The sequence below is a fragment of the Spiroplasma sp. NBRC 100390 genome (assembly GCF_001886495.1).
Classification (GTDB): domain Bacteria; phylum Bacillota_I; class Bacilli_A; order Mycoplasmatales; family Mycoplasmataceae; genus Spiroplasma.
The window spans coordinates 951,939-974,585 of sequence record NZ_CP018022.1 but is presented as its reverse complement, the minus strand read 5'-3'; the positions used below and the strand labels follow the sequence as shown (position 1 = coordinate 974,585).

The following is a 22,647-nucleotide window of genomic DNA, read 5'->3' as shown; positions in this document are numbered from 1 at the left end:
AATTATATGCATCAAGCAGGAATGATTGTTCAAATTATTAGTGAATTTTGTTATGTTAAGAATAATGCTGACCACCAAATTTATGTTTGTAAAGCAAAAGGAATTTTTCGCCATCAAGAAATTAAACCAGTTGTTGGTGATTATGTTCAGTTTGAAAAACAAGATGACAAGCAAGGAATTATTTATCAAATTGCCCCCCGTAAAAATGAACTATACCGCCCCCGAATTGCAAATGTTGATCAAGTCATTATTATTACGGCAATGGCTGAACCAACCTTTAATTCATATTTATTAAACAAATATTTAGCTTTTATTGAATATAAAGGTTTAAAACCAGTAATTGTTTTTACAAAAAAAGATTTAATTACATCTGATCAACTTTATCAAAAATATTTTAACTGGTATCCACAGTTAGGTTATGAAGTTTATTTTATTAGTAATAAAGTTAATGATAAAAAAACATGACATCAATTTGAACAAATTTTTCAAAATAAGATTTCTGTTTTTACTGGGCAAACCGGAAGTGGGAAATCATCAACATTAAATACCTTATTACAAGATGAGGTTATAAAAACCCAAGAAATCTCAAAAGCATTAGGACGGGGAAAACACACAACAACAACTAGTGCTTTATATGAATTATTAGATGGGATGATTGCTGATACGCCGGGTTTTTCAACCTTTGAGTTAAAAGATTATCAAAAAACAGGATTGGCAAGGGCTTATCATCTTTTTGCCCAGTATGCAAATGAATGCAAGTTTCGTACTTGTTTGCACTTGCACGAGCCACATTGTAAAATAAAATCATTAGTAGAAAAACAAGTAATTCCACACTTTTTTTATAATGATTATGTGCGAATTATGCAAGAACAATAGAAAGAGGTTATGATGAAAAAGTATTTTGTTGCTCCAAGTGTTTTAAGTGCTAATTATTTAGCTTTAAAAGATGACTTAACAGCCATCACAGCTGCAGGAGCAGAGTGAATTCATTTTGATGTAATGGATGGAGATTTTGTTCCAAATTTAACATTTGGACCAAAAATTTTAGCGGATATTAAAAGTTATAGTGATTTACATCTTGACTGTCATTTAATGGTTAAGATTAAAAATAGTAGTGTCGAAGATTATTTAGCACCTTTTGTTAAAGCTGGGGCGTCATCAATTACCTTACATTATGAAGCTTTAACCCCAGTACAACTAACAGAATTTTTAGCATTGCGAACAAAATTAAAAATAAAAATTGGATTGGCCCTTAAACCAGCAACACCATTGGCAGTAATTTTACCGTATCTTGCGCAATTAGATTTAGTGTTAATTATGACTGTTGAACCTGGTTTTGGTGGACAACAATTTCTTCCTGAAGCAGCAAAAAAAATTAAGGAATTACGAACATATCTTGACCAACATCAATATGCAACCTTAATTGAAGTTGATGGGGGAATTAATGAACAAACAGCATTAATTTGTAAAAACTATGGGGTTGATGTGTTAGTGGCGGGGAGTTACTTATTTGGTCACCCCGATTTACCAACTCGTTTACAAGGATTATTAGCTAATGAAACCAACTAAAGTACTAATTGTTTGTTCAGAAACTAAATTAGATTTAAAACAATACCATGATTATTACAAAATTGGGGTTGAACGCGGATGTTTGGATTTAATCAAAGCTTTTAATCAGATTGATTTAGTATGCTGTGATCAAGATAGTTTACAAGATGATGAATTAGCTTTTATTACTAGCAAGGCCAAAGCAGTAATGGAAATTTCACAAGTTAAAGATTATATTGATGGTGAAATTGCAATTCAAGAAGCGTTAAAGTTAAATCCAATCGAAATTGTTTTAGTTGCACAAGGTCATCGTTTTGATATGCAATTGAGCTGCCTTAACTTTATTTATCGTTATAATGTTATTTTTATTAATGATCATACCTATGCTTATTTATTACAACCAGGAATGAATGAGATTATCAGAAAACCAGATTATCGCTATTTTTCATTATTTGCTTTACAAACAGCAGCGGTAACAATTACTAATTTAAAATATAATGTTGAAAATTTAACATTAGTTGGATTATCTGCTAATGCAATTAGTAATGAATTTGTTAGCGCAACTGGTAATGTTGATGTTCTAGCGGGTCAAGTTGCGGCAATTTATAGCAAGTAAAAAATCGGTAATATTTACCGATTTTTGTTTTTGCTTTAAATTGGTACCCATGATCGGGCTCGAACCGATACGAATTTCTTCGGTAGATTTTGAGTCTACTGCGTCTGCCAATTCCGCCACATGGGCATTTACACATACCAATTTAATTTTATCGTATTTTACAAAAAAAGTAAGAATAAATTTTAAAATTTATTCTTACTTTTTTCATTATTTTTCAAATATTCGCTGGTTCTTTGTTATTGAGCAATTTGTCCTTTACGTTTTAATGTTTTTAACGTTCTTGTTGCTACACGTAATGTTTTAACTTCACCATCAACAACAATGCGAACTTTTTGTAAATTAACATTTCATTTACGACGTGTTGCATTTAACGCATGTGAACGTTTGTTTCCTGATAAAGCACCTTTGCCAGTAATTGCACATTTTCTTGCCATGATTTCACTCCTTTATATCTACATACTATAAAATAATAGCGAATTTTAGATTTAAAAGCAAGAAAAAATTAATTTTTTCTTAAATTTTCTTATTTTAGGGTTTTTAAAATTAAACCCAAAATTATTGGTAGTTTTATTGTTATAATACTAGTAGATATTAAAACCAACTATGAATTAAAACTATAATAACAAGTAAAATTAAAATCTGAGGTGATAGAGATGAAAAGAGCTAGTGTTTTTTTAGCGCTGGGTAGTATTTTATTAATTATTATTGCGATTAGTATGTTTGTTACAAAAGAAGAATTGTTTGCAACTGCTGTCTTTATTCTTATTGGTGGGGTTACTGGGATTGCTGTTTTTTGATTTATCTTTTATTTTGGTTGAATTGAACCTAAAAACACCAATTATAGCAAGACAGATCAAATTATTGTGACTAATAAAAAACCGTTAAATCAAGACTTTAAAAATAAAAATTATTATTGAGATATAGCAGATAAACTAAATGCTTTTTGTATTTATACAATTTATTATTTTAAAAGAAATATTGACAAAATTGAAGAACAATTAATTCAACGTGCCAATACAATGACCAATTTTGATACTAGTAAGCAAGAACAAAAATCTTGGAAATTTAATTTACTAATTATTCAAAATTTGTTATTAGATAGTAAATTGCCAGATGATGTGTTAATTGTTTTTGAATGAATTCAAAAAAATCAAACCCGAATTGATATTACTTTATTAGGCGTTGATAAAAATAATAAACGCAATATTATGACAATTGAAATAAAAAATTGATCAGCGCGTTCCACGGGTTGAAATATTTATTGGGAAAAAGATCAAGCTCGTAACCGCAATCCGCATCCTTATCATAAAGCAGAAAAACAATATCTTGCAATTAGCGAACTTTTGCGGCAAAAAGGATTAAATAGTATTATCAATTTGAAATCATGTGCATATTTGCCTTTATATGATTATCCAAGAAAGGATATCCGGATTTTTAATAAAAATGATGAGTTAATTTTTAATCCGGAAATTATTAATAAACTAAATAAAAATGAAGGAATTTATAAGGATGTTAAGTTAATTTTACAAAATAATCGGAATGTCTTAATTGATAAAATTCAAACTATGTTTGAAAATGGTCAGGGAAAGATGGTCATCAAAGTATTAGTAGATTAGCTATTTTTCTAAATTATCATATGGAGTTAATGCATTAAATGTGTCAATTTTTAAAGCCATCTGTAATAATAATTTAAATAATAAATTTAAATTGTAATATCAGTTCTTTTATTATAAATAAAATTGCTTAGAAAATATTATGATTAGAAGATATAGAATCCATTTCATAAGAGGGGGATAATTATGAAAAGTAAAAAGGAACAATTAAACCCTTCATTTTTTGCTTTAATTATCTTTTTATTGCAGATGATAAGATGGTAATTAGCCTTATTTTATAGTAAAATTATATTATGCAGGAGGAAATTATTATGATTGAGATGACAGTTAAAAAATCAAGTGAACAAGGTAACAATCATTATTCATTTACACAAACTTTATCATTTGAAAATACAATTGGTGGAAAACGTGATCAAAAAGCATTAAACCATAGTATTGCTCATTCAATAGCTTCTTTAAGAGTACAAAATGGTTTTTCTTGAGAGGATGTTAATGAATGTATCAAAATTAAAGATCTTTCAGCAAAAGAAGAAATTGATACAAAAGACTTTGTATTAAAAAACAAGGAATTAATATTAGCAGAAGAAAAAACATTAGATGGGCTTGTTAGTGCTAGTCATATGTTGACTAATCTAGATGATTTTTTTAAATAATAGCAGAGAAAGAAAACGGAAATTAATAATTTTAATTAAGAAAATATAATAAATTTATTGCTTTATTGTATTTTCTCGCTATAATTATTAATGTTAATTTAGTTTAGTGGTGATTTTTATGATTGAAAAAGTTAATGTAACTGAAATATCAGACTTAGTTTATGCAGCAGTGATTACTGTTCCTGGTGTTGCTGGTTTTGCCAAGGCTGATGAAGCAGAAAATAGCGAAGAAAACGTTACAATGCTTCTTAAAGATTATTCACAATCAATTAAATTGAGACAAGATGGTCGTAATTTTTATATTGATATTTTTCTTATCTTACTTGAAGGAGTGAATATTAAAGATATCGCTCGAGAAATACAGATTAGAATCAAGTATGAATTAGAAAAATTGGATGTTTACTCAAACGATGTTATGATTTACGTTAATGTAAATATTCAAGATTTATTAATTTAACAAATTTATTAACAACGAGATATTAGAACGATGCAAGATTTACAATTATATCACTTAAGAGAATTAAAAAAGGGAAAAGTAATTAGATGAAAAATGTAAAGGTGATAGAAATGGAATTTAATGCAAAATCTTTTAAAGATTCACTAATCAGCGGGTATAACAATTTATATAACTTTTATCCAGAAATTGATAAATTAAATGTTTTTCCAGTTCCTGATGGTGATACAGGGACAAATATGAATTTAACAATGACGAATGCTGTTAAGGAAATTAATGACCTTAATTCAGAGTCAATTAGCAAAATTGCTGATGTTTTTGCTCGAGGATTAATTATGGGGGCACGGGGGAATTCTGGTGTTATTTTGTCACAGATTTTTCGTGGTTTTGCTAATGGTTTGAAAGAGTTTGACGAATTAAATTTTGATTCAGTTAAAGCAGGAATTTCGGAAGCCAAAGAAGTAGCTTATAAAGCTGTGATGAAACCTGTTGAAGGGACAATTTTAACTGTCATTCGTGAAACGGCAGAACATGTTTCAACATTGGACCAAGAGATTCCACTTCCTGATTTATTTCAGAAAATTGTTGATTTTGCAACAGAATCTTTGAATAATACACCAGAGTTATTACCGGTTTTAAAAGAAGTTGGGGTTGTTGATTCGGGTGGTTTTGGATTAGTAAAAATTTTTGAAGGAATTACAGCGTATTGAAAAACCGGAAAAATTGTGCCACAACGAAAAAAACAAATTGAAAATACTGGTGATAATGTTGTTATGGATTTACAAAACGAAGAATTTGGTTATTGTACTGAAGCAATTGTTATCTTAGATAGCAAGCATATTAATAAAATTAATGTTACGCAAGTTCGCCAGACATTAGAAGATCAAGGTGGTCGTTCAATTGTAGCTGTTGTTGATAATGACATTTTAAAAGTGCATGTTCATACCTTAATGCCGGGAAACACTTTAACATTTTTACAACAACATGGTGAATTTAAAAATATTAAAATTGAAAATATGAATTTACAAGCAGCAAAACATGTTAAAACAATTAAGGCTGAACGGGAATTAAAAAATCCCGCGGCAATTATTGCGGTAACACCAGCGAATGGAATTGCACAATTTTTTAAAAGTGATTTAAATATTCAATATACTGTTAATGGTGGTTCGTCAATGAATCCTTCAACAGATGATTATTTAAGTGCCATTGAAGCCGTTGATGCAGTTGATGTCTTTATTTTACCTAACAATAGTAATGCAATTTTAGCAGCTCAACAAGCAGCAAAAGTTGAACGAAAATCAAATGTTTATGTTGTTCCAACAACTTCGATTCAAGAAGGGATGGTTGCGACGTTATCGTTTGAACCAGGTGAAATTGCGAAAAAGAATTTTTCAACTTTAAAATCAAGTTTAAAAAACGTGACAAGTTTAGGAATTACTGTTTCTGCAAAGACAACATCAATTGATGGAGTTAAAATTAATAAAGGGGAATATATGGGGATTATGAATAAAAAAATTGTTTGTTCATATCCGACCTTATCAAAGACGATGAAATGTTTGTTTGACCGTGCAATTAGTAAATCAACTGAAATTGTTACAATTTTCACGGGAGAAGATGCCGAAAGACGTGATATTAATGCGATTCGAAAATATCTTGATGAAAGTTTTGATGTTGAATATGAATTTATTGATGGTGATCAACCATTATACTCATTCTTAATTGCTGTTGAGTAAAAAATTTTATTAAGAAAATGATTTTAAGTTTTTTATCTATTTTAGTTGAAATGCATTGTGAATATGATAATATAGTAAGGGTTTAGATTTTATGGCACTATAGCCAAGGTGGCTAAGGCATGGGACTGCAACTCCCCGATCGTCGGTTCGAGTCCGACTAGTGCCTCCATTTAAATCGGACTAACATTTAAATAGTTTTATTTCTATGCGCCCATAGATCAATTGGATAGATCGTTTGACTACGGATCAAAAGGTTGAGGGTTCGAATCCTTCTGGGCGCGCCATTTATTTAAATGTTATTTTTTTTCGGAAAGTAGCTTAGCTTGGTAGAGCACTCGGTTTGGGACCGAGGGGTCGCAGGTTCGAATCCTGTCTTTCCGACCATTTTTATGTAATTTTGGGCCCGTAGCTCAGCTGGGAGAGCACCTGCCTTGCACGCAGGGGGTCGACGGTTCGATCCCGTTCGGGTCCACCATTAATTTACAAAAAGCAATTAAAATTTTTATATGGCGGGATAGCTCAGCTGGTTAGAGCGCTCGGCTCATACCCGGGAGGTCAAGAGTTCAAGTCTCTTTCTCGCTACCATGGACCCTTAGCTCAGTTGGTTAGAGCATCCGGCTCATAACCGGATGGTCACTGGTTCAAGTCCAGTAGGGTCCACCATTTATATATTTAATTGCTTTTAGAGCATCGTGGAAGATTACCCAAGCCTGGTTGAAGGGATCGGTCTTGAAAACCGACAGGCGGTGAAAGCCGCGCGGGGGTTCGAATCCCTCATCTTCCGCCATTTTTTTTGAAAGAAAAAACTTGCAATTAAAAGTTAAAATATGATAGTATTAAAATTGTGGGGTGGAGCAGTGGTAGCTTGTTGGGCTCATAACCCAAAGGTCGCAGGTTCAAGTCCTGCCCCCGCAACCAATGGTCTTGTAGTGAAGTGGTTATCATGCCTCTCTGTCACAGAGGAGATCGCGGGTTCGAGTCCCGTCAAGACCGCCAATCGTGGTTCAGTAGCTCAGTCGGTAGAGCATTTGATTGAAGCTCAAAGTGTCGGCGGTTCAATTCCGTCCTGAACCACCATTGAATTTAGTTAAAAATAACCCTAGACTCTAAATTAATCATTGATTAGTTTAGAGTTTTTTTATTTTGTTATATAATTAACAAAGGTGATGAAAATGTTTTCAAGAATGACAAAAGATGTAACTTTTTATTTAAAACGCGAAGAGTGGAAGTTTGCTCTTAATGAAGATAATTTTAAGTACAAACCACGGTTTGTGTTAGACCGTTATCAGAAAAAAATGGGTGAACAAAATTTTCGGAGTTTTAAATATTGGATTTTTAAACGATGAATTTTAAAAAATTTTGCTTATACGCAAGATTTTATTCATCGCTTTTATAAATATCAACGGAAATTAGATTTAGTTTTAAATGGGCGGGAACAAGAATTTATTTATAATGTTGAAGAGGTTAATTTTACCTTGTGACGACCGTTAAAAGTCCTGCCGGTGGCTTTTGACTTAGAACAAAAGGAGAAATGTCATTTTAAAAACAATGCCGTTAATATTCATCTTTTTACGGCCGAAAATGAGATTAAGTTTTTTTGTAAAGGAGTGTTGTTAATCACTAATAAACGGTTTATTATTGACGGTCTTGATAAAAATAATAATCCAAAGGTTGTGCAATTTAATTTAAACAATATTCATAGCGTTGAATATATTGATATTGGTGTTAAAATTACTGTTGGTAAACAAACTTATTTACTTCGAGAAAATAATCATATGTTAATTTTAGCGCTCTTGTATCGTTGTTTGGGACGAAAAAAAGTGACATTTGATTTAAAAAAATTACCATTAAATTTTACTTTTTAAAAAATAGAAAGATGAGATAAAGAAGATGATTTTAAAAAATGCAAAAATAGTTTGTGAAGATGAAGTTATTGCAAATGGTTGGTTAGAAATTAAAGATAATAAAATTATTAGCATTAATGCTGGTAGTACTGTTGAACCGGGATATGATTTACAAGAAGCAATTATTATGCCAGGATTTATTGATTGTCATGTTCATGGTGGTTATGGTGAAGATACAGAAAAAGGAACAATTGCGAGTTTTCAAAAATTTGCCCAGGAAGTGGCACAAGAAGGAATAACAAAATATTGTCAAACAATTATTACTGGTAGTGATGAAACAATAACAGCAATTTTAACCGTTTATCAAGATTATATGGCAAATTATAATAAAGGACCACAAGCGCGCCAAATTGGAGCCCATTTAGAAGGACCGTTTATTTCAAAAACCTTTAAGGGGGCCCACGATGAGACCCTTTTACAAGCACCAAACATTGATCTTTTGAAAAAATGAATAACAGCTTCAAATGATAATATTCGAATTGTGACCTATGCTCCCGAAGAAGAAGACGGTAGTTTTACAAAGTTTTTATTAGAACATAATATTTTACCATCAATTGGACATTCAAATGCGACGTTTGATTTAGTGGCAGAACGGGTAAAAATGGGGGTTAAACATGTGACACATTTATATAATGCAATGAGTAAGTATGATCATCGTCACCCGGGGATTGTTCCAGCTGTTTTAAATTTTAATGAAGTTGTAGGGGAGTTAATTAGTGATGGCGTTCATGTTAATGAAAAAATTATTAATTTAACCTACAAAATTAAAGGAGCATCTGGGATTGCGTTAATTACTGATGCGATGCTTGCGAAAGGTCTTCCTGATGGTGAATATCAATTTGGGCCCCTACCAGTTGTTAAAACGGGACAAAAAGTTGTTATTAAAGGGACTGATACAATTGCGGGGTCAGTTGCAACATATGATTATTGTGTTCGTAATTTCTATCACTTTACTAATTGTTCATTACAAGAATTGGCGTTGGTTGCTAGTACTAATATTGCTAAACAATTAGGAATTTTTGAAAAAACCGGCTCAATTGCTGTTGGAAAATTAGCGGATTTAGTCGTGTTGGATTCAGAATTAAAGGTTTTAATGACATTGTCTGAAGGTGAAGTTGCTTATTCACAACTGGAATTAAAGTAATAAAGAACTTTTTATTTTATAGTATATAATAATAAAATAGTAAGAAATGAGGTTTAAAAGATGAAATTAATTGTTGTTGAAGATAAAAATGCAATTGGGAAAGTTGTTGGCCAAATTTTTGTAAATACAGTACAACAAAATCCAAAGGCAATTTTTGGGTTAGCAACCGGTTCTTCACCAGAACCAATTTACCAGTATCTTATTGAAGATTATCAAAAAAACAAAACTGATTGAAGTAAAGTGACAACTTTTAATTTAGATGAATATATTGGTTTAGAACCAACTCATCTTCAAAGTTATCATTATTTTATGAATGAAAAGTTATTTGATCATCTTAATATTGATAAAAATAACACTTATGTGCCATCAGGAACAGGTGATTATGTTGCTGGGGCAAAAGAATATGATGCATTAATTGCTAAAACTGGGGGAATTGATTTACAATTATTAGGTGTCGGGACAAATGGACATGTGGGATTTAATGAACCACCAGCTGATTTTAATTCCTTAACAGGTGTTGTTGACTTAGTAGATACAACAATTCAAGCAAATGCCCGTTTTTTTGCTTCGGTTGATGAAGTTCCTAAACAAGCAGTATCAATGGGAATTAAATCAATTTTAAATGCCAAAAAAATTATTTTAATTGCTAATGGTTCAAACAAAGCGCAAGCAATTAAACAATTAGTTGAGGGGGAAATAGATAATCTATGACCATGTACTGCCTTACAGATGCATAAAGATGTTACTGTTGTGGTTGATAAGACAGCTGCTGCTTTATTGCAAACGCATGGAATTAATATTAGTTAATGTTTAAGAAAAGTTCTAACAACTATTGAAATTAAAGTTGCTAAAACTTTTTTTTTTTTTTTTTGTGATATAATAATTTTGCTATTTACTAACATAATAATAATTTATTAATTTGATAATAATGTTAAAATTTTTAATAAAAATTGTATTTTTTGCTTAAAAGAAAGGAGTGGAAAGATGAAAAAGCTTTTAACACTTTTAAGTGGTTTAACATTTATTAGTACAACGGGTTTAGGAACGATTGCTTGTAAGCAAAATAAAATTGCATCAATAGATCCGACAACAGAAGTTGATGATGAAAAAGAAGATAAAGAACAAAAAGAAAAAGAAAAGAAAGAACTTGAAAACCAGGAGAAAAATTTTAATGAAAAAATCAACTCCTATTCTAAAGCAAATCCAATGATTTTAGATAATGAAAATTATAACGATATTCAAGCGGACGATATAATTAAAAAACTATACAATGATCAATTTGCTGATATCAAAAATGAATTAGTGATAACGCCTGCTAACTTTAAGGAAATTACAGTTGATGAAACAGGGCGATGAAAAGCGCATGGTGATTTACAATTAACTGCAAAATTTAAAGGTTATGATTTAACAAATAATAAAATAACTGAACAAGAAAATACAATTTTTTCAGTTTACTTTATAACTAATAATTTAAATATTAAAGAAGTTGAACTAATAAAAGAAAATATTATTAATTTAGATGGTGATAGTGAAAAGTTAAATGTTTCATTACTTGAACAGAGATCTTTTTTTACTAAAATATTAAAATTATTAACTAATGTTAGTTCCGTGGGCACTTTGCCAACAGTAATACCAACAGAATTTAATGAGACTGATCCAAATTGAAAACAATGAAATGAATTTATTGACAATTTAAAATTAAATTCTGATTTTAGTAACTTATTAAGAGAAGACTGTGAGGGTGTTTTTTCGGGTGAACAAACAATATTGGAAGAATTTACAATAAAATATCAAGGAAAGTATCTTGATATCTTAAATGCATTATTACCAAACATTATTAATTTTAATAATTTTATGCAACAAGAAAAAGATACTAGTAACCTGGATAATAAATTGCTTTTATTAGGAAAATATTTATTTGCTAAACCACAAAGTATCAATAATGATGGTTTTTTGGGTGTTAATAGTAAAATTAAAAATAAAACAATTAAAGACATTACTAATAACAAGGATGAAGAATTTTTAAAGTTTAATACTAATATTGAATCACTTTTGCATAATATTTTAGAAGGCTGACAAAATGAAAAAGGTGAATGATCATCTGTTAGTGAACCGTTATTATTAGAAACATCAGGGTCTTCTATTGAAAGTGGGAAGGTTAAATACAACAAACCATGAGAACAAAGTGAAAATGGGGTCAAAATTAGTTATGCAATTACAGAATTATTTTTAATTGAAAAAATTAAGGATTCATTTAGTAATTTATTTATGAAGAGTTTAAATGAAGATTGAGGAATAACTATCACAATCCCAAAGGCTCTTTTTGGTAAAACTGATTATCATCATAATTTTGTAATCTTAGATCCTGCAACAGTTAAGAATTTATTGGCGAAAGCTATTTTTAAGAAACTTGATTTAATTAATAGTGAAAGCATTTCAATATCGGCAACATTTACTGAAAAAATGATCTTTGAATATTTGGATAAAACAACTAAGCAATGAAAAAAAATTAATAATATTAATGATTTAGGACAAGCAATTGGTCTTCGTTGTAAAGTAACAGATATTGAATTTGAAATAAAATCAAAATTTAATCCAACCATTGTTGAAAAAATTAAAAAAGAACAAGCAATAATGTTTAATATTGATATTGCCTAATTTAATAAATTTAAAAATAAAAAAACATCTCCTTTGAGATGTTTTTTATACTAAACGGTTGTATCATTCAACGATTAATGCATCATTAATATTACTATTTAATTCTTCACGAACAGGGAAACGAAGATATGTTCCAGTCAGCTTAGTTTTATCAAATTTTACAAATTCCAGTGTGCTAACTTGACTTTGTAAACTTTCTAAGATTTTAACATTTTTTTGTGAACTTTCTTTAACACTAATAACATCACCTGGTTTACAACTATATGATGGGATATCAACCTTTTTCCCATTTACTAAAATATGGGCATGGTTTACTAATTGACGAGCTCCAGCTCTTGTTTGTGCTAATCCCATACGGTGAACAATGTTATCCAAACGTGATTCTAACATAATTAAGAAGTTAGTTCCGGTAATTCCTTTCATTTTTTTTGATTTAGTGTAAGTATTACGGAATTGACGTTCTGTTAAACCATACATGTAACGAACTTTTTGTTTTTCATGTAATTGTAACCCGTAGTTTGATAATTTTGTTCGACGTTGGCCATGTTGTCCTGGCGCTGTTGTTCTTTTTTTCCCTTTTGAAAATTCTTTATCGTTTTCTAAGATACTAAATCCGTATCGTCTTGCTTTTTTAAATGTACTTCCACGATAACGTGCCATTAAAAAAACCTCCTATATATCATTGTGACATACAAAAAGATTCATTGAAGTGCTCTAATAATGGAAGTTTTTTGATTCGCCCTAACAGCTAGGGTTACTTTTTAATGGTTAAATCATAAGTGTTTAAAAACTAAGGACATTACTATGCAATTCTGCTGCTTCTCTGTGTTGTCTAGAAGTTATTGTATAATAAAATAAAGGATAATTCAATATTTTTCTAATTTTTAATGTAATATTTTTCGCAAGTGCTATAATTCAATTGATATATAGTTTGGTAGGGGGCAAGACAAAATGGGTAATGTTATTAGTAATATTATTAATAATCCAGTTAAATTAACATTATTTATTTTGTTTTTTGTTTGTTTGTTATTATTAAGTATTACGCTTTTCTTTTGGGGACGAAAACGTCATTTAAAAACAGTTGAAATTAAAATTTTACAAAAGTTTGATATTTTAAAGCGATTACCTTTAAAACATAAAGTTTTTCGAATTTCAGAAATTGCTCGTCACAATAATCGCTATGCCAAAGATTTGGTTGTTTGGCGAACAAAGTATGAAATTATTTATGAAAAAAAGTTAATAAGTTGTTTAGAAGTATTTCGAAAACTATATCAAATTAATAAAACAACCCCAAAGAAAATGCCAAAATTATCTGCACAAAAAATTATTCCGTTATTAAAAGAGTTGACTTTATTAGAAGAAGAAGCACGTCGTTTATTAGACGAAATTAACAGTCAATTACAAATTGAATTATTACAACGTGATTATATTTTAGCACATAAAAAAATGTTTAATTCGTTACAAGAAGATGCCGTTAAATTACAAATGAATGTTTCGTTAGATACCAAAAAAATTAATGACTTTGAACGAAATATTGAAGGAATGTTTGATGAATTTGAAGATTATTTAACAGCGGGTAATTTTGAAAAAACAGAACAAATTTTATCGAATATTACTACTTCGTTAACAATCTTTGTTGAAATTTTAGATAATATTCCACAAATTAAAACACTATTAACAAAAGTAGTTCCAAATAAATTATCCTTGTTAAAAGATAAATATGTTTTATTTAATAAAGATGAAAATAGTCGGGATTTATTAAAATATAGTTTTGATGAATTAACAAAAAGTATTGATGAAACAAAAATTTTAATTTCAAAATATATTGATAATTTGCAATATAAAAAAGCAACAAAAAAAACAATTGAAATTATTAATAATATTAGTGATTTTGATCAAACAATTGAGCATCAAAAAGCAATTATTTCGTGTTTTAAAAAATACTATAAAGTTGTGATGGAATATATTAATAAAATTGAACGTAGTTTTAATGTTATTTCACGACAAATTGAAGCTTTACGTAGTTCATCAATTTTAACAGAACATGAAGAAAGCATTTATCGTGAAGCGATGGGCAAAACAAAAGAATTAACGCATGATACAAATCGCTTAGTTTTAGAAATAAATCGAAATGGGCGTGATTATATTGGGTTTAACAAAGAACTAGTTCGTTTATTAGAGAATGCGGTGGCTGTTCAAGAAGCATTAGAAAATGTTGTGAAAATTATTGAAAAGCGTAATTTTGCGGAAACTGAAATTCGAAAAACAATTCATTTATTAGAAGTTGTTTTATTACAAGCTGAAGTACGGTTAAATCAATTACAATATAAAAAATTATTAACAAAATATGCGAAATCAATTAATGATTATCGAATAGCCCTTGAAAAGGTTAAACAACTTTCGTTTGATGTTAATAATCGTTATGAAGTTGATGAAGTAACAGGGAAACTAAACCGGTTAAAAACAGAAGTGTTAAAATTATTTGAAAAAATTAAAAATAATATTTTATTAGATTTATTAGCGCAAGAAACATTAGTTTATGCCCAAAAATATATTTTAACAGATGATGAAGTTGATGACCAGTTACGAAACGCCCAAATTGCGTATCGAGATGGCGATTATGATGGATCATTGTTTTTAACATTAAAAATTATTGATGAAGAACGAGGAAAAAAGAAATAAGAAATGGAGTATAAAATGAATTTTGATGTAATATTAGTTCGTTATGGAGAGTTAACAACGAAGGGTAAAAATCGAAATGATTTTACAAGAGTGTTAGTTAATAATATTAAAAATAAGTTACGAGAATATGAAAAGCAATATCAACTAAAGAAAGAATTTGATCGGTTATTTATTGAATTATTAGATCCAACCGTTAGTCAACCAATTATTAATATTGTTAAAAATGTTTTTGGTTCGTCATCATTGTCATTAGCAAAACGTGTTGATCGTGATTTGACAACAATTGCTAATTGTGCGATTACATTAGTACAATACTATCAACCAGATACTTTTAAATTAGAAGTTCGTCGAAGTGATAAGACTTTTCCCTTAACTTCAACTGAAATTAAACAACAATTAGCACCAAAGATTTTACAACAAACAAATGTCAAAGTTGATGTTCATCATCCAGTTTTACAAATTGATGTTGAAATTCGGCACCAATTTACGTATGTTTTTATTAATAAAATTAAAACCATTGGTGGTTTACCAGTTGGAATTTCTGGACGAGGGTTAGTAATGTTATCGGGCGGAATTGATTCGCCAGTTGCCGCTTTCTTAACAATGAAACGGGGAATGAATGTTGAATATTTACATTTTGCAACACCACCCCATACAAGTGAAGAAGCACTAGAAAAAGTTAAAACTTTAGTTCAAAAATTGCATCATTATACTGGTCAAAATCAACAACGCTTGCATGTTGTTAATTTTTCAATGTTACAGCACGAACTAATGCATATCCCTGATGCAAGTTACAGGATTACGATTATGCGCCGCATGTTTTATCGAATCGCAAATATTTTAGCGGCAAAATGAAATTGTCAGGCAATTATTACTGGTGAATCATTAGGGCAAGTTGCATCACAAACAATTGAAAGTATTAATGTTATCAATACTGTTTCACCACTACCAGTGTTACGGCCAGTCTTATGTTTTGATAAAAATGAAATTATTGCAATTGCAAAAGAAATTGATACTTATCAAACATCAATTTTACCGTTTGAAGATTGTTGCAGTCTTTTTGTACCAAAAAATCCCGTGACAAAACCACGGATAGCTCAAGCAGAGTTTCAAGAACAAAATTTAATGTGACAGGAAATAATTGATGTTATAATTAGGAAGAATATAAAGACATATGTAATTGATAGGGATGAAATTTATGAAGAAAGCTAATCTTTTTCAAAAAAAGAAAGAAGCAACAAAGACGTTAGTTAATGAACGAGAATTGCGAACAGCAGAACGTTCACGAACTAATTTGTTAGAAGAAACAATTTTAATTGATGAAGAGTTTTCAATTATTCGTGATTTTAAAGATGATGATATTAAAGTTGTAAATATGAATAAAACAAAAAATAATTTTTATAATGAAAATGCAATTGATTTGGAAAAAGAATTGTTACAAGAAATGACACCAAAGAAAAAACCTCGGGTATGGCGTTTTTTAGTTTTTGGAATTTTAGCAGTTTTAATTGTTGTAATGATTATTGTTATTGTTATTAAACTATAAAATTAGGCCACAACTGTGGTTTTTATTTTCTTTTTCGTTAAAATGAAAGTAGAAAGAGGTAATAAGTATGATGATTCCCCATTTAAATGTTCGAACAAGTTATAGTTTATTATCATCCTTAATTACGTTTGATAAATATTTTAATTATGCAATGACGAATGGATTATCAACTTTAGCAATTTGTGATAGTAATATGTTTGGAGTTTATGAGTTTCATCAACTTGCACAAAAAAATAACATTAAACCAATTATTGGATTAAATGTTATAATTTTATTTGATAACGAACCCTATAATTTGAATTTATTTGCCCGTAATCAAAATGGGTATTTTAATTTAGTTGAAATTTCATCATTAATAATGATTAACGCTGAACATAAAACAACATTAACTTTTAATGATCTTAGTAAGTTCTTAACAACAGACTTAAAAATCATTATTAATTATACTGTTGATAATTATCAGCCAGAAGTATTTCAAACTTTAAAAAATAATTTAGTTAACACAAGTGATTTATTTTTAGGAATTAATAATGGTAATGCCACCTTAATCGATTCCTTTCAAACTTTAGGACCAGAAGAACAAATTATTTGGAATAATAAAGTACAATATTTTACCAGTGATGATTTTACAGCGTATAAAGTTGTTGATACGATTAAAACACAAACTTTGTTTAAAGAAAGTAAATTAAATGATTGATATGGTTGAGTAGCACCACCAAGTCGTTATCAACAATACTTTGAAAATATTAAGCATTTTATTACTGATATTGAAATTTTTTCATTAAGCAAAGGGACTATTTTTGATAATTTATTACAATATCCAATTCCGAGTGGTCAAACAGCGCAACAATTTTTAGCAGAAATTTGTCAAACAGCGTTAAAAGCAAAGAAGGTAAATGGTTTTTATGGAAAATATGAGGCACGGTTAAGTTATGAATTAGATGTCATTAATAAAATGGGTTTTAATGATTATTTTTTAATTGTATGAGATTATGTTCGTTATGCTAAACAACAAAATGTTTTTGTTGGTCCAGGACGAGGAAGCGCGGCTGGAAGTTTAGTTAGTTATTTGTTAGACATTACAACAATTGACCCGATTGCTTATAATCTTCTTTTTGAACGCTTTCTAAATCCAGAGCGAAAAAGTTTGCCTGATATTGATATTGATTTTCAAGATGATAAGCGCGAAATGGTTGTTGAATATTTGTTTGAAAAGTATGGTAGTGATCATGTTGCTCATATTGTTACTTTTCAAACAATTGGAATGAAGATGGCAATTCGTGATATTTGTCGAATTTTTGATATTGCAATTGAAGAGGCTGATAAGATGAGTAAGGCGGTTCCTTTGGAACATAATTATCATTATGAGCAAGCAATTAGTTCTAATCCTGTTTTTGAAATTTATCAAAAAAAATACCCCCAAGTATTTTTGCATTTACAAAAAATTATTGGTTTACCACGACAAACAGGAACCCATGCGGCGGGAGTTGTGTTAACACAACAACGATTACAAACAATTATTCCAGTTAAAGAAGGTTATAATGGAATTTATCAAACTCAATATTCAATGAACTATCTAGAAGAATTAGGGATTTTGAAAATGGATTTATTAGGATTACGAAATTTAACGATTTTGCATGATGTTATTAATAATATTTATCAAGAGACAAAAGTAAAATTAGATGTAAATAAATTACCATTGAATGACCAAAAAACTTATCATCTGTTAGCCCAAGGAGATACGAAAGGAATTTTTCAATTAGAATCACCAGGAATGACCAAAGTATTAGTTGATATGGTTCCTGATCAACTAGAAGACATTGTAGCAACTTCCTCATTATATCGGCCAGGACCACAAGATAATATTCCACTATTTATTCAACGAAAAAAACATTTAACAAAAGTTACTTACATTGATGATCGCTTAACGGAAATTTTAGCACCAACTTATGGTATCATTGTTTATCAAGAACAAGTTATGTTAATAGCGCAAAAAGTTGCTAATTTTTCACTAGCCAAAGCGGATGTTTTACGACGAGCAATGGGGAAAAAAGATGCAAGTATTATGGTTCAAATGAAAGCTGAATTTATTAAAGAAGCGGTTAAAAACCATTATGTTGAAAAAACAGCCCAAGAAATTTGAGAATTAATTTATAAATTTGCTGCCTATGGTTTTAACCGTAGTCATGCTGTTGCTTATTCATTATTAGGTTATCAAATGGCATATTTAAAAGCAAATTATCCTTCCCAGTTTTTAGCTAGTTTATTAACAAATGTGATTGGTGATGAACATAAAACAAATGATTATATTGCTTTAGCAAAAAAGAATCATTTAACAATTGTTCCTCCTAATATCAATGCGCCATATCGACAATATCATACTGTTGATAATCAAATTTGTGTTCCCTTATTAATTATTAAACAAATTGGTTTTGCTTTCTTTAAAAAAATTGCTAGTGAGTATCAAAAAAATGGTCCTTTTGTTGACTTATATGATTTGTTTATTCGTTTATATAAAAAAGGGTTGAATCGAAAAACTTATGAAGCATTATGTTTTTCGGGAGCATTAGATTTGTTTAAAATGAATCGCATTACTTTGTTTAATAACTACCAACAGATTATTACCTATATTGAATTAATTAAAACCCAAGAAGAAAATGAAAACTTAGTTGTTGATTTTTCTTTAGCTGAAAAGCCAGAGTTAGTAATTGAGCCAGATGATGAGGTTATTTGCTTAGAAAAAGAATATGAATTCTTAGGATTTTATTTATCAAACCATCCTTTAAAGTATATTCGTGAAAAGGAAGGTTATCAAGCTAAAACAACATTAATTAGTAATTTACGATTAAGTTTAGGATCAACAAATGTTTTAGTGTTAGTAAAACGAATTAAAGTAATTATTGATAAAAATAATAATAAGATGGCTTTCTTAGACTGTTATGATGAAAGTGGTGAAATTAGTATTACAGCCTTTGCTGGTATTTATAAAGATTATGCAAATTTATTAAAGGTAAATAACATTTTGTTATTAAATATTAAATTAGGAACATATAATAATAAAATTAACGGAATTATTAATCGTATTAAATTTATTAGTGGGGAGCAAGAATAAATGTTTATTGAAATTATTGCAACAAATTATCAAGATTGTCAAATTATTGCACAAGCAGGGAATATTAACCGAATCGAATTATGTACTGATTTAAATCGTGGGGGTTTAACCCCACCATACGATGTTATTAAAGAAAGCACCGAAAAAATTAAGGTTCCAATTCGTGTCATGGTTCGTCATCGTGATGATGATTTTTATTGTCCAGATGATGAATATCAGCAAATTAAAAAGGATATTGCTTATATTAAAACAACTAAAGCAGAAGGGATTGTTGTTGGCATTTTAACACCCAACAATCAAATTGACCTTGTTCGAATGCAAGAGTTAATTACCTTAGCACATCCGTTAGCAGTTACTTTTCATCGGGCATTTGATTTAATTCTCGATAAAATCGTAGCGGTTCAACAGTTGGCACGGTTAGGGGTTAAAACCATTCTAACCCAAGGGGGAATTGCGCCAATTGGGGAGAATTTAGCAACTTTACAGACATTGCGAAATTATGGTGTTCAAATTCAAGGCGGGAGCGGAATTAATTTAACCAATTATCAAACAATTAGTCAGTATTGTGATGCCATTCACTTGGGCAGTGCTGTTCGTGAAGATGAAACATGAAAAACAACGATTAGTTTATCAAAATTACAGCAACTACAATAAAGAGCAAAAATTTAATTAAAATACCAAAAATTATTTTATAATTGCCAATTAATCGCACACTTTTTCTAAAATCATTAAAAAAAGTAATATAATTATTTGGTAAAGATTTAATGAGAAAGAGGGTTAAAAATGAATGTATTAGAAAATACACTTAAAAAAATTAATGAATTTTCAAAAAGAATTAAAATCATTTTTCCGGAAGGAAATTCAGAACGAATTCAAGAAGTTGCAAAACGTTTAATTGGAACAAACATTACACCAGTTCTTATTTTTAAAACTCGTGCGGAAGTCCCAACAGCTATTGCTGATTATCAGGCAGAAGTTTTAGTTGCCGAAGAACAAAATATATCAGAACTAGCTGAATATTTAGTTGATTTACGAAAAGGAAAAGTTTCAATTGCTGAAGCAAGACGGTTAGTTGGTGAATGTAATTATTTAGCCGTATTATGAGTTAAAAAAGGTTTAGCTGATGGTATGGTTGGTGGAATTACTTATGATACTAAAGATATTATTGGCCCAGCGTTACGAATTATTAAAGCAAAACCAGGGGTTAAATTAGTTTCATCATTCTTTTTAATGGTTCGTAATGATGAACGTTATATTTTTACTGACTGTGCATTAAATATTGACCCAACAGCGGAAGAACTAGCAGATATTGCTTATTTAGGATATGAAGCAAGTCAAGTCTTTGAATTTAAAAAGCCACAAATGGCTTTATTATCATTTTCAACAAAAGGATCAGGGCGTGGAACTTCTGTTGATAAAGTTCGTGAAGCATATGAAATTTTAAAAGGAAAAGAATTAAAAGATTGTCGGATTGATGGTGAATTTCAATTTGATGCTGCATGAGATGATGCGATTCGTAATAAGAAAGCACCAACATCAGCTTTAACAGCTCCAGTCGATATTTTTGTTTTTCCAAATTTAGATGCTGGGAATATTGGATATAAAATTGTACAACGCTTAGGGGGATTTGAAGCAGTTGGTCCAATTGTGATTGGATTAGATCGTCCGGTTAATGATTTATCACGGGGAGCAACAATTAATGATATTTATAATACTGTTCTTGTTACAGCATATTTATGTGTGCATAAATAATAAAAATAATTAAGTGAAGGAGAAAAAATAGTATGATTTTAGTAATAAATGCTGGAAGTAGTTCAATGAAATTCCAACTGTATAAAGTAATTGATAATAATTATGAAGTAATTTGTAAAGGTTTAGCAGAACGAATTAATATTGATGGAATTTTTACAATTAAATTTAATGGCCAAGAGTTTCAAACAAATGAAGATTTACCAGACCATAGTGCAACAGCAAAGGTTTTAATTGCTAAGTTAAAAGAGCATAAGATTATTCAAGATTTTGCTGATATTCAAGGAATTGGACACCGTATTGTTCATGGCGGGGAAAAGTTTACACAATCAACAGTTATTACTGACGAGGTGTTTGGTGAAATTAAACGAATGGTTACTTTAGCACCATTGCATAATCCACCTGCAATTGCGGCAATTGAAGCGTTCCGTAATATTGTTTCAGTGCCAAATGTGGCTGTTTTTGATACATCGTTTCATACCACAATTCCAGAGGAAAACTACTTATATTCAGTGCCATACGAATGATATACTGAACATCAAGTTCGTCGTTATGGTTTTCATGGAATTTCATATCGTTACATTACAAAACGTTTAGGAGAGGTTTTACAAAAACCTGCTGCTAACCTTAATACAATTATTTGTCATTTAGGGAATGGGGCTTCTGTTTGTGCGGTTAAAAATGGAAAAAGTTTCAATACTTCAATGGGATTAACACCATTAGAGGGGTTAATTATGGGAACACGTAGTGGGGATATTGACCCTTCAATTCATCAGTTTATTGCCAACCAAACTGGTACTACATTAGATGACATTACTAATACGTTAAATAAAAAATCTGGTTTATTAGGAATTTCAGGGGTATCTTCAGATTTACGCGATGTTTTTAAAAGTAGCAAAGATAATAACCGTAGTCAGTTAGCTTTAACAATGAGTGCAAAACGAATTGCAAAGTATATTGTTGCTTATGCTAATGATTTAGGAACCAATCTTGATGCAGTTGTTTTTACGGCCGGAATTGGTGAAAACTCAAGTGATATGCGACAATTGGTAATTAATGAAGTTAAACTTTTAAATTTAGAATTATCAGCACAAGCAAATCAAAGTTCATATGAAAATGAAAATTTAATTTCAACACCACAAGCAAGTTGTCCAGTGTATGCAATGCGAACAAATGAAGAAGTGATGATTTGTGAAGATACATATCATTTAATTAATAAATAAAAAATTAAAAAG

The 22,647-nt window shown here is 29.8% G+C and carries 20 protein-coding genes and 11 tRNA genes; 28 read left to right on the top strand and 3 right to left on the bottom strand.

What is annotated here, in order from left to right; genetic code table 4:
* Positions 1-6 precede the first annotated feature (6 nt).
* From rsgA to S100390_RS04360, 3 genes are read left to right on the top strand one after another with little or no spacing between them, the layout of a single operon-like run.
* Positions 7-876, top strand: coding sequence for a ribosome small subunit-dependent GTPase A (gene rsgA / locus S100390_RS04370; protein WP_070407060.1), 870 nt, complete (start codon positions 7-9; stop codon positions 874-876).
* A 12-nt stretch (positions 877-888) separates the two neighbouring features.
* A complete protein-coding gene (gene rpe, locus S100390_RS04365) occupies positions 889-1,569 on the top strand; it encodes a ribulose-phosphate 3-epimerase (protein ID WP_070407059.1) in 681 nt (226 codons plus the stop codon).
* Positions 1,556-2,164, top strand: a complete 609-nt coding sequence (locus tag S100390_RS04360; protein WP_070407058.1) for a thiamine diphosphokinase — start codon at positions 1,556-1,558, stop codon at positions 2,162-2,164. The genes rpe and S100390_RS04360 overlap by 14 nt, the downstream gene beginning before the upstream one ends.
* Positions 2,165-2,205: 41 nt before the next feature.
* On the opposite strand, the gene S100390_RS04355 is transcribed toward S100390_RS04360, so the two are convergent.
* Both S100390_RS04355 and rpmB read right to left on the bottom strand, forming a co-directional pair.
* Positions 2,206-2,290: transfer RNA gene (locus S100390_RS04355), tRNA-Leu, on the bottom strand.
* A gap of 110 nt (positions 2,291-2,400) precedes the next feature.
* Positions 2,401-2,598: a 50S ribosomal protein L28 gene (gene rpmB, locus S100390_RS04350; RefSeq protein ID WP_070407057.1), complete on the bottom strand. Its 198-nt coding sequence runs from the start codon at positions 2,596-2,598 to the stop codon at positions 2,401-2,403.
* Positions 2,599-2,817: 219 nt separating this feature from the next.
* Here rpmB and S100390_RS04345 point away from each other — a divergent pair, with 219 nt between their 5' ends.
* The 18 genes from S100390_RS04345 (at position 2,818) to S100390_RS04260 (ending at position 12,323) form a co-directional block, all read left to right on the top strand.
* Positions 2,818-3,780 carry a hypothetical protein gene (locus S100390_RS04345; protein ID WP_070407056.1) on the top strand — a complete coding sequence of 321 codons (963 nt, stop codon included), beginning with the start codon at positions 2,818-2,820 and terminating at the stop codon, positions 3,778-3,780.
* A gap of 308 nt (positions 3,781-4,088) precedes the next feature.
* A complete protein-coding gene (locus tag S100390_RS04340; protein WP_070407055.1) occupies positions 4,089-4,430 on the top strand; it encodes a hypothetical protein in 342 nt (113 codons plus the stop codon).
* 118 nt (positions 4,431-4,548) lie between these two features.
* Positions 4,549-4,887 (top strand): Asp23/Gls24 family envelope stress response protein, encoded by a 339-nt coding sequence (locus S100390_RS04335; RefSeq protein ID WP_070407054.1) that lies wholly within the window; start codon positions 4,549-4,551, stop codon positions 4,885-4,887.
* A 110-nt stretch (positions 4,888-4,997) separates the two neighbouring features.
* Positions 4,998-6,617 carry a DAK2 domain-containing protein gene (locus S100390_RS04330; RefSeq protein WP_070407053.1) on the top strand — a complete coding sequence of 540 codons (1,620 nt, stop codon included), beginning with the start codon at positions 4,998-5,000 and terminating at the stop codon, positions 6,615-6,617.
* A 93-nt stretch (positions 6,618-6,710) separates the two neighbouring features.
* A tRNA-Cys gene (locus tag S100390_RS04325) sits at positions 6,711-6,786 on the top strand.
* Between the two features lie 38 nt (positions 6,787-6,824).
* Positions 6,825-6,901 (top strand) — tRNA-Arg (locus tag S100390_RS04320).
* 23 nt (positions 6,902-6,924) lie between these two features.
* A tRNA-Pro gene (locus S100390_RS04315) sits at positions 6,925-7,001 on the top strand.
* A gap of 15 nt (positions 7,002-7,016) precedes the next feature.
* A tRNA-Ala gene (locus S100390_RS04310) sits at positions 7,017-7,092 on the top strand.
* A gap of 33 nt (positions 7,093-7,125) precedes the next feature.
* Positions 7,126-7,202 (top strand) — tRNA-Met (locus tag S100390_RS04305).
* A 1-nt stretch (position 7,203) separates the two neighbouring features.
* Positions 7,204-7,280, top strand: a tRNA-Ile gene (locus S100390_RS04300).
* A gap of 31 nt (positions 7,281-7,311) precedes the next feature.
* Positions 7,312-7,404: transfer RNA gene (locus tag S100390_RS04295), tRNA-Ser, on the top strand.
* Between the two features lie 56 nt (positions 7,405-7,460).
* A tRNA-Met gene (locus tag S100390_RS04290) sits at positions 7,461-7,535 on the top strand.
* A 2-nt stretch (positions 7,536-7,537) separates the two neighbouring features.
* A tRNA-Asp gene (locus S100390_RS04285) sits at positions 7,538-7,613 on the top strand.
* 5 nt (positions 7,614-7,618) lie between these two features.
* Positions 7,619-7,694: transfer RNA gene (locus S100390_RS04280), tRNA-Phe, on the top strand.
* Between the two features lie 95 nt (positions 7,695-7,789).
* Entirely contained in the window at positions 7,790-8,482 is a 693-nt protein-coding gene (locus S100390_RS04275; protein WP_070407052.1) for a hypothetical protein, read from the top strand.
* A 25-nt stretch (positions 8,483-8,507) separates the two neighbouring features.
* The gene (gene nagA / locus S100390_RS04270; RefSeq protein WP_070407051.1) at positions 8,508-9,665 is read left to right on the top strand and encodes an N-acetylglucosamine-6-phosphate deacetylase; all 1,158 of its coding nucleotides are present in this window, start codon (positions 8,508-8,510) and stop codon (positions 9,663-9,665) included.
* 60 nt (positions 9,666-9,725) lie between these two features.
* Positions 9,726-10,472, top strand: coding sequence for a glucosamine-6-phosphate deaminase (gene nagB, locus S100390_RS04265; protein ID WP_070407050.1), 747 nt, complete (start codon positions 9,726-9,728; stop codon positions 10,470-10,472).
* 177 nt (positions 10,473-10,649) lie between these two features.
* Positions 10,650-12,323 carry a hypothetical protein gene (locus S100390_RS04260; protein WP_070407049.1) on the top strand — a complete coding sequence of 558 codons (1,674 nt, stop codon included), beginning with the start codon at positions 10,650-10,652 and terminating at the stop codon, positions 12,321-12,323.
* Between the two features lie 45 nt (positions 12,324-12,368).
* Here S100390_RS04260 and rpsD read toward each other — a convergent pair whose 3' ends face one another.
* A complete protein-coding gene (gene rpsD, locus S100390_RS04255; RefSeq protein ID WP_070407048.1) occupies positions 12,369-12,983 on the bottom strand; it encodes a 30S ribosomal protein S4 in 615 nt (204 codons plus the stop codon).
* Positions 12,984-13,274: 291 nt separating this feature from the next.
* Between rpsD and S100390_RS04250 the strand changes: the two genes are divergently transcribed.
* From S100390_RS04250 to S100390_RS04220, 7 genes are all read left to right on the top strand, one after another.
* The gene (locus tag S100390_RS04250) at positions 13,275-15,005 is read left to right on the top strand and encodes a septation ring formation regulator EzrA (protein ID WP_070407047.1); all 1,731 of its coding nucleotides are present in this window, start codon (positions 13,275-13,277) and stop codon (positions 15,003-15,005) included.
* A 15-nt stretch (positions 15,006-15,020) separates the two neighbouring features.
* On the top strand, positions 15,021-16,217 hold the full coding sequence (thiI, locus tag S100390_RS04245; RefSeq protein WP_070407046.1) for a tRNA uracil 4-sulfurtransferase ThiI: 1,197 nt from the start codon (positions 15,021-15,023) through the stop codon (positions 16,215-16,217).
* Positions 16,204-16,551, top strand: coding sequence for a hypothetical protein (locus tag S100390_RS04240; protein WP_070407268.1), 348 nt, complete (start codon positions 16,204-16,206; stop codon positions 16,549-16,551). The genes thiI and S100390_RS04240 overlap by 14 nt, the downstream gene beginning before the upstream one ends.
* Positions 16,552-16,618: 67 nt before the next feature.
* A complete protein-coding gene (locus S100390_RS04235; RefSeq protein WP_070407045.1) occupies positions 16,619-19,663 on the top strand; it encodes a DNA polymerase III subunit alpha in 3,045 nt (1,014 codons plus the stop codon).
* Positions 19,664-20,317 carry a copper homeostasis protein CutC gene (locus S100390_RS04230; RefSeq protein WP_070407044.1) on the top strand — a complete coding sequence of 218 codons (654 nt, stop codon included), beginning with the start codon at positions 19,664-19,666 and terminating at the stop codon, positions 20,315-20,317. It begins immediately after the preceding gene.
* A 129-nt stretch (positions 20,318-20,446) separates the two neighbouring features.
* Positions 20,447-21,415 (top strand): phosphate acetyltransferase, encoded by a 969-nt coding sequence (gene pta / locus S100390_RS04225; protein ID WP_070407043.1) that lies wholly within the window; start codon positions 20,447-20,449, stop codon positions 21,413-21,415.
* 32 nt (positions 21,416-21,447) lie between these two features.
* On the top strand, positions 21,448-22,635 hold the full coding sequence (locus tag S100390_RS04220; RefSeq protein WP_070407042.1) for an acetate kinase: 1,188 nt from the start codon (positions 21,448-21,450) through the stop codon (positions 22,633-22,635).
* The last annotated feature ends 12 nt before the right edge of the window (positions 22,636-22,647 follow it).